At 54.1% G+C, this 7,824-nt stretch carries 7 protein-coding genes and 1 pseudogene; 3 read left to right on the top strand and 5 right to left on the bottom strand.

The annotated features are described in order from the left end of the window. The 3 genes and pseudogenes from HP459_RS19380 to bcsR all read right to left on the bottom strand — a co-directional run. Positions 1-1,040: glycosyltransferase (locus tag HP459_RS19380; RefSeq protein ID WP_171936668.1), on the bottom strand; the 1,040-nt coding region annotated here is incomplete at its 3' end. Then, a complete protein-coding gene (gene bcsQ / locus HP459_RS19375; protein WP_023307157.1) occupies positions 1,037-1,789 on the bottom strand; it encodes a cellulose biosynthesis protein BcsQ in 753 nt (250 codons plus the stop codon). The genes HP459_RS19380 and bcsQ, both read right to left, overlap by 4 nt. A gap of 3 nt (positions 1,790-1,792) precedes the next feature. Beyond that, positions 1,793-1,989: pseudogene (gene bcsR, locus HP459_RS19370) on the bottom strand (cellulose biosynthesis protein BcsR); the annotation flags it as partial. A gap of 174 nt (positions 1,990-2,163) precedes the next feature. Here bcsR and bcsE point away from each other — a divergent pair. Genes bcsE through bcsG form a run of 3 tightly spaced genes read left to right on the top strand, consistent with a single transcriptional unit; the run spans position 2,164 to position 5,589 of the window. After that, the gene (bcsE, locus tag HP459_RS19365; protein ID WP_022649732.1) at positions 2,164-3,726 is read left to right on the top strand and encodes a cellulose biosynthesis c-di-GMP-binding protein BcsE; all 1,563 of its coding nucleotides are present in this window, start codon (positions 2,164-2,166) and stop codon (positions 3,724-3,726) included. Next, positions 3,723-3,917, top strand: coding sequence for a cellulose biosynthesis protein BcsF (bcsF, locus tag HP459_RS19360; protein ID WP_022649733.1), 195 nt, complete (start codon positions 3,723-3,725; stop codon positions 3,915-3,917). Before bcsE ends, bcsF begins: the two co-directional genes overlap by 4 nt. Next, positions 3,910-5,589 (top strand): cellulose biosynthesis protein BcsG, encoded by a 1,680-nt coding sequence (gene bcsG, locus HP459_RS19355; RefSeq protein ID WP_023298844.1) that lies wholly within the window; start codon positions 3,910-3,912, stop codon positions 5,587-5,589. The genes bcsF and bcsG overlap by 8 nt, the downstream gene beginning before the upstream one ends. A 33-nt stretch (positions 5,590-5,622) precedes the next feature. Here bcsG and birA read toward each other — a convergent pair whose 3' ends face one another. Together birA and murB are read right to left on the bottom strand one after the other, a co-directional pair. Next, positions 5,623-6,585, bottom strand: a complete 963-nt coding sequence (gene birA / locus HP459_RS19350; protein ID WP_003861169.1) for a bifunctional biotin--[acetyl-CoA-carboxylase] ligase/biotin operon repressor BirA — start codon at positions 6,583-6,585, stop codon at positions 5,623-5,625. Next, positions 6,582-7,610, bottom strand: coding sequence for a UDP-N-acetylmuramate dehydrogenase (murB, locus tag HP459_RS19345; RefSeq protein ID WP_063138096.1), 1,029 nt, complete (start codon positions 7,608-7,610; stop codon positions 6,582-6,584). The genes birA and murB overlap by 4 nt, the downstream gene beginning before the upstream one ends. Positions 7,611-7,824 lie beyond the last annotated feature (214 nt).

The following is a 7,824-nucleotide window of genomic DNA, read 5'->3' as shown; positions in this document are numbered from 1 at the left end:
GCATTGTTGATGTTACCGGCCTTAGCGTGTTCATGCGTGGTACGTGCGATGTACTCGACCCCTACTTCGTCCGCGAACTGGCGGAACTCGGCGCGGCCACCGTCATCGAGGATCCAGATTTTGATTTTATCCTTCGGCCAGTCGATACCCAGCGCGGCGTAAATGGTGTTTTTCACCACAGACAGGTCTTCGTTGTAGGTCGGCACGAAGAGGTCCACCGTTGGCCACTGGGTCGTGTCTTTTGGCAGCGGCACCGGCTGTCGATTCAGCGGCCAGATAACCTGGAAGTAACCCAGCACCAGCACGATCCAGGCGTAGGTCTCAGCAAACAGCAGCACTAACCCACACACCAGGCTGACCGGATCGTCCCAGTTCAGCGTTGAGGTATATCGCCACCAGATGTAGCGGCAGGAAACGGTCAGCGACAGCACGATCAGCATCAGGGCAGAAAAACGCCCCGGAATGCGCCGCACCAGCAGCGCCACGCCCCACAGCAGGATCAGGAAGGTAAACTGTGCCAGCGGGTTGAAGGGCTGGGTAATACAGACCAGCGCCAGTATGAGCGAGAACACCACCACCACGCCGAGAATAAAACGCCGTAAGCCCGGGTGAAGGTGCCCGAGCTCTTTGTGATTATCTAAATGACCTGTTCTATCGCCAACCCGGTCGGGTAGCCGGTTAAGCCACTGGTGATAGTGTTCACGTAAGTTCTGCACGCGATCGAAGCTGCGCCAGCGTGACGTTTTTTTCTCCGCACCCGTTGAGGTCGCCAGAAGCCAGATGGACTGTATAGCGTAGCGCGCGGGATCGAGCGGACGCGGCTTGTCAGGGTTGATATGCGGATAGAGTTCACCGTGCCGCGCACGAATACGTTGCCAGCGTGGATGTTCGAGGGGGATGAACATCCACGCCAGAATCATCCAGAAGCAGCCCAGCGCAGCGCTCAGCGATGAGGCGCCGTGATGACGGTAATGGCGGTAGCGTTCACTTAAGCGCGAACTGACCGGCGGGATGAGCAACCAGTTGGTCAGGCGGCTCATACTGAACTCCCGGCAGGCTCCGGCCGTTTAGCAAAGTGCAGCAGACACCAGTTGGCCAGCGTCAGGATCTCTTCTGCCGCCAGTGAATCACTACGGTACTCCCCAAGCGGTTGTTTGGAAGCGAGGCATTCCGCCATCGCTTCGTCACGATGAATAACCATTGGCAACAGGCGGCGCTGACTCTGGAGCCAGACCTGGTACAGATCGTCCTGGATCTGGCTGCCAATGCGCAGATCGTTAATCAGAATATGGGCATTGGCAGGCATTGCCTGTTGATGCAGACGGATATGACAATTCGCATCTACGTTCGCAATGGAGAGCACATGGTCGCACTGCGCCAGAAGCTGGCGGGTCAGCGACGCGGCGCCGTGCGGCAGGTCCAGCAGGATCCACTGATAGTGTCCGCTCTCTTTCAGACTCTGCAAAGCGGTGGTGAAGCGAGAGAACAGGCGCTGAAACGCAGCTTCATTCCCGCGTTCGGTTTCCGTCATCTGACCAAAGGGAAGCAAATCGAGCTGGGAGGTATAGCGCAAACCCGCATCCCGCCAGTCTTTATCGTCCAGAAGCGCGCGCCCCCAGCCGTTTTCATGCGTAAAGTCGACATTGAATGACATGCGCAGCAAATTATCGGAGCAGGCATCAATAACCAGTACTGATTCACCTAAAACCTGTAATGACCACGCCAGCGCCGCGGTTACGGAAGTTGTACCCACTCCACCACGGACGCCCTGTAATCCTAGTACGGCCATCAATGGCTTCCTTATTGTTGTTGGGCAAACTCAGCTAATAACGGCCAACGTTTAATAGCCGCAGCCAACTGTTCCCGCTGGGAAATATCGGTGTAATCTATTTCAGGCAATGAAAAAGCCTGCGTGAGCGCCAGAAAATCGTTTTGGAATGTGTAACCCAGGCTTGGGTCGACTGGAGTTGCGGGTTCGTTATTTTGCATTCTTATTTCATCCCTTTGAGTAAAATCATAAGATTCAGATGCAGCGAGGCGTCCTGCCCACGAAATTTCATTTACATGCTAAATCTGATGTTCTTTAATTTCAATGTTAGGTTTATTTCTACGCTTTCGCTAGTAAACTGAGAGACATAGAAATTCGACGAAAAGAGGGACACCGTGGACTCCATATTTTCTATTGGCATCCAGTCATTATGGGACGAATTGCGCCACATGCCAGTCGGAGGAGTCTGGTGGGTTAATACGGATCGTAATGAAGATGCCATCAGTCTGGTAAACCAGACGATAGCGGCGCAGGGTAAGGATTACCGCGTGGCCGTCATTACGATGGGCGATGAGCCAAAGTCAATCATCAGGCTCGAAACTGACCGTGGACCCCAGACAGTACGATTATTTTCCATGCCAGCGGAGGCCGACAGTTTATACTTTTTGCCCCGCGATATTCAGTGCTCTATTGTTCCTGAACACTATTTACTGATTCTTAAATGTTCTCAAAACGGTCTACAAAATATCCCGTCTGAAAAACTGCTGAAATGGCTGGGAAGAATCAGCAGATGGGCAAAAAATCAAAATTGCACCTTATTGGTTGTTAACCCGGGCAGTAATAACGACAAACTTTTTTCACTTTTAATGAGTGAATACCGTTCCCTCTATGGCCTGGCCAGTATTCGTGTCCAGACTGACAGCCATCTTTACGACGTGGCTTTCTGGTGCAATGAAAAAGGGGTGAGCTCCCGACAGCAGCTTACCCTCAAAAATGTCGGGGACGAGTGGCATCTTGCTCAACAGGAAGAGACGGTGGTTCAGCCACGCAGTGATGAAAAGCGCGTTCTGAGTCATATTGCGGTACTGGAAGGTGCGCCTGCACTGTCTGAGCACTGGTCACTATTCGAAACCAACGAGGCCTTATTTGATGAGGCGCGCACCACGCAGGCGGCGACCATTATCTTCTCGTTGATCCAGAATAACCAAATCGAAACGCTGGCACGGCACATTCACACATTACGTCGCCAGCGCGGCAGCGCGTTAAAAATCGTGGTACGTGAAAATAATACCAGCCTGCGCGCCACCGATGAGCGCTTATTACTGGGCTGCGGCGCGAATATGGTCATTCCCTGGAATGCTCCCCTGTCGCGCTGTCTGACGCTGATCGAAAGCATTCAGGGCCAGCAGTTTAATCGATATGTTCCGGAAGATATCAGCACCCTGCTTTCAATGACGCAGCCGATGAAACTGCGCGGCTACCAGAAATGGGACACCTTCTGCGATGCGGTGGGCAACATGATGAGCAATACGCTTTTACCGGCAGACGGAAAAGGGGTGATGGTTGCCCTGCGTCCTGTGCCGGGCATTCGCGTTGAGCAGGCGCTCACCTTGTGCCGCCCTAATCGTATCGGGGATATCATGACCATTGGCGATAATCGCCTGGTGCTGTTCCTCTCCTTCTGTCGGGTGAACGATCTGGATACCGCCCTGAACCATATCTTCCCGCTGCCTACCGGGGATATTTTCTCGAACCGCATGGTCTGGTTTGAAGATAATTTGATCAGCGCTGAGCTTGTCCAGATGCGAGCCCTGGCACCTGAAAAATGGGCCAAACCGTTGCCTGTAACAAGTGGTGCCAAACCGGTTCTGAACGCGAAACATGATGGGCACGTATGGCGTCGGGTTCCTGAGCCGCTACGCTTAATGGATGAGAACAAGGAGAGCGTTCCATTATGAATATCAGCGATATCATCCAACTGGTTGTTCTGTGCGCGCTGATTTTTTTGCCGCTTGGCTACTATGCACGCCATTCCCTGCGCCGTATTCGCGATACGATCAGATTACTGTTCGTCAAACCTCGCTATATTAAACCCGCCGGAACACTGACTCGCGCTTCAAACGTCAAGGCAAACCGAAAACATGACTAATTCTACCTATACCTCTTCAGCGCCATCGCCACTCTGGCAATACTGGCGCGGTCTGTCCGGCTGGAATTTCTACTTTCTGGTGAAGTTTGGTCTGCTGTGGGCAGGCTATCTTAATTTCCACCCGCTGCTTAATCTGGTGTTTATGGCATTCCTGCTGATGCCAATCCCGAATCTCAGGCTGCACCGTATACGTCACTGGATTGCTATCCCTATCGGTTTCGCCCTGTTCTGGCATGATACCTGGCTACCCGGCCCCGAAAGCATTATGAGCCAGGGTTCCCAGGTCGCAGGTTTCAGTGCGGACTATATGCTCGATCTGGTTGAGCGCTTTATTAACTGGCAGATGATTGGCGCGGTATTTGTCCTGCTGGTTGCCTGGCTGTTCCTGTCTCAGTGGATCCGGGTGACGGTGTTTGTCGTCGCGATTATGATCTGGCTAAACGTACTGACGCTGACGGGCCCGAGCTTCTCGCTGTGGCCAGCCGGTCAGCCGACGACAACCGTAACCACCACGGGCGGTTCCGCCGCCGCTACCGTCGCGACAGCAGGGGATACGCCTGTGGTTGGGGATATTCCAGCGCAGACGGCGCCGCCGACATCTACGAACCTGAACGCGTGGCTCTCCAGTTTTTACGCTGCGGAAGATAAGCGTCAGACGAAATTCCCGGACGCGCTGCCTGCTGATGCTCAGCCGTTTGAGTTGCTGGTCATTAACATCTGTTCTCTGTCCTGGGCTGACGTTGACGCGGCTGGTTTGATGTCGCACCCGCTGTGGTCGCATTTCGATATTCAGTTCAAAGACTTCAACTCGGCCACGTCGTACAGCGGCCCGGCGGCTATCCGCCTGCTGCGCGCCAGCTGTGGGCAGCCCTCGCATAAGAACCTCTACCAGCCGGCAGCTAACCAGTGTTACCTGTTTGATAACCTGGCAAAACTGGGCTTTACCCAACACCTGATGATGGGCCATAACGGTCAGTTCGGTAACTTCCTGAAAGAAGTGCGTGAACAGGGTGGCATGCAGGCCCCACTGATGGACCAGAAAGGGCTGCCAGTGACGTTACTGGGCTTCGATGGCTCGCCGGTCTATGACGATACCGCCGTACTTCAGCGCTGGTTCGACACCGTCGGTAAAGAGGAAGGGACGCGTAGCGCGACGTTCTATAATACGCTGCCGCTTCACGACGGGAACCATTATCCGGGCGTAAGCAAAACGGCCGATTACAAGGCCCGTGCGCAGAAGTTCTTTGACGAGCTGAACGCGTTCTTTAACGAGCTGGAAAAATCAGGTCGTAAAGTGATGGTGGTGGTGGTCCCGGAACATGGTGGAGCGCTGAAAGGCGACAGGATGCAGGTGTCTGGTCTGCGCGATATCCCAAGCCCGTCCATCACAAACGTTCCGGCCGGGATTAAGTTCTTTGGCATGAAGGCACCGCATCAGGGCGCGCCAGTTGAGATCACCCAGCCAAGCAGCTATCTGGCCATCTCGGAACTGGTTGCTCGCGCTGTAGACGGTAAGCTGTTTGTGGAAGATAGCGTGAACTGGGATCAGCTCACCAGCGGGCTGCCGCAGACGGCGGAGGTATCGGAAAACGCCAATGCGGTGGTGATCCAGTATCAGAATAAGCCTTATGTCCGGCTGAATGCCGGGGATTGGGTGCCGTATCCGCAGTGACCTGCTACACCCTCTCCCCCTGTGGGGAGAGGGTTACTCTGCACTTCGTAACGAAATTTCACCGCCCACCCAGGGCTTAATCACGCCATCCTGTTCAAGCAGCAACGCGCCCTGCGCGTCAATGCCGCGTGATGTGCCGTAAATCTCTTTATCCCCAATCAGCAGCTTCACCGGTCGGTTAATAAAGTTATCCAGCTTTTCCCAGCGGGACAGGAATGGCGCTAACCCCTCTTGTTCAAAGAGCGTCAGCGAACTACGCAACTCATTGATCATGCGGACGGCAAGCGTATTGCGATCGATGGTGATCCCCGCTTCCTGTAGGTTGGTCCAGGCCTGGTTCACGACATCGTTCTGCACGTTTCGCATCACCATGTTCAGCCCCGCCCCAATGACGATCTGTGCGGCATCGCCTGTTTTTCCCGTCAGTTCGACCAGGATCCCCGCCAGCTTTCGATCGTTGAGATACAGATCGTTGGGCCATTTTACCCGCACCTGATCGGCACCCAAATCATGCAGCACCTCTGCCATCACAATGCCGATGACCAGGCTCAGCCCGATGGCCGCAGCTGGCCCCTGTTCAAGCCGCCAGTACATGGAAAGGTAGAGGTTGGCGCCAAATGGCGAAAACCACTTACGCCCCCGGCGGCCACGTCCTGCCTGTTGGTACTCGGCAACGCAGGCATCACCGGATTTCAGCTCGCTCAGGCGATCCAGCAGATACTGGTTCGTCGAATCAATGACCGGCAATACCGCGACGTTACCGTGTCCAATCTGGCTGCGGATGATCTCTTCATTCAGTAACTGGATTGGTTCCGGCAGGCTGTAGCCTTTTCCCGGTACCGTAAACACATCCACGCCCCAGTCGCGGAGCGTTTGAATATGTTTATTGATGGCAGCGCGGCTCATGCCCAGCTGTTCGCCCAGCTGCTCGCCAGAATGAAACTCGCCATCAGCAAGAATACCGATGAGAGTTAACGGAATAGTATTGTCCTTCACGCAATGGTCTCCACGGCATTCACTTCGCCCGTTCGGCCAATAAAGCGAACTTCAGGCTCCAGCCAGACGTTAAATTTTTCGCCCACACGCTGGCGAACATGATGCGCCAGGTTGACGACATCCTCACTTGTCGCGTTGGACTGATTGATCAGCACCAGTGCCTGCTGACGATGAACAGCAGCGCCACCAAGCGTAGTACCTTTTAATTCACATTGATCGATAAGCCAGCCTGCGGCCAGCTTCACGCTGCCATCCGCCTGAGGATAATGCGGGGCCGTTGGCCAACCAGCGAGAAACGCTTTCGCATTTTCGCTGCCGATCACCGGATTTTTGAAGAAACTGCCCGCATTTCCGTTAACTTTCGGGTCCGGTAGCTTGGTCATTCGCATGTGGCAAACGGAATCAAAAACCTCACGCGGTGTGACGGTAGCCGGATCGAGACGGGCCAGATCGCCGTAAGTCAGAACGGGTTTCCATGCTTTCGGCAGACGCAGGCCAACGGCCACAATGACAAAACGATCCTGATAGTCGTGCTTGAAAATGCTGTCGCGATAGCCAAAACGGCACTGCTCTGCGGTCAAACGCTTCGCCGTTCCGGTCGCGAGTTCGATGCAGTCGACATATTCGCAGACGTGTTTCAGTTCGATGCCGTAGGCACCGATGTTTTGAATAGGAGATGATCCTGCACAGCCCGGGATCAGGGCCAGGTTTTCCAGTCCGGGCATCCCTTTTTCAAGGGTATATTGCACCAGATGGTGCCAGTTTTCGCCAGCACCCACGTGTAAATGCCAGCTGTCAGCGCTCTCTTTACGCTCAATCCCCATGATGCGATTAACGATTACCGTCCCCGCAAAATCATCGAGAAACAGGACATTACTTCCTTCGCCCAGAATAAGTACGGGTTCACCGTTTTCTGTTGCGTTTTGCCAGGCATTCAGCAACTGCTGAGCACTGTCGGCACGTACAATTTGATTAGCATTCCGTTGAATACCAAAGGTATTCCAGGGCTTAAGGGAGTGATTCATAGACGCTATCCTGATGCAAAAACCGGGATAGTTTACCGTATATACGAAGGGATGGGTGATTAGTTTATGGAAAGGAAGCAGGTGCAGAAACGCAAAAAGGCCATCCTTGCGGATGGCCTCTTCACTTGTTTGATGCCTGGCAGTTCCCTACTCTCACATGGGGAGACCCCACACTACCATCGGCGCTACGGCGTTTCACTTCTGAGTTCGGCAT

This window comes from Enterobacter sp. CM29, from assembly GCF_013179605.1.
Taxonomy (GTDB): domain Bacteria; phylum Pseudomonadota; class Gammaproteobacteria; order Enterobacterales; family Enterobacteriaceae; genus Enterobacter; species Enterobacter intestinihominis.
Note: the sequence above shows the minus strand (reverse complement) of the source record. Positions and strands in the feature narration are given on the sequence as shown.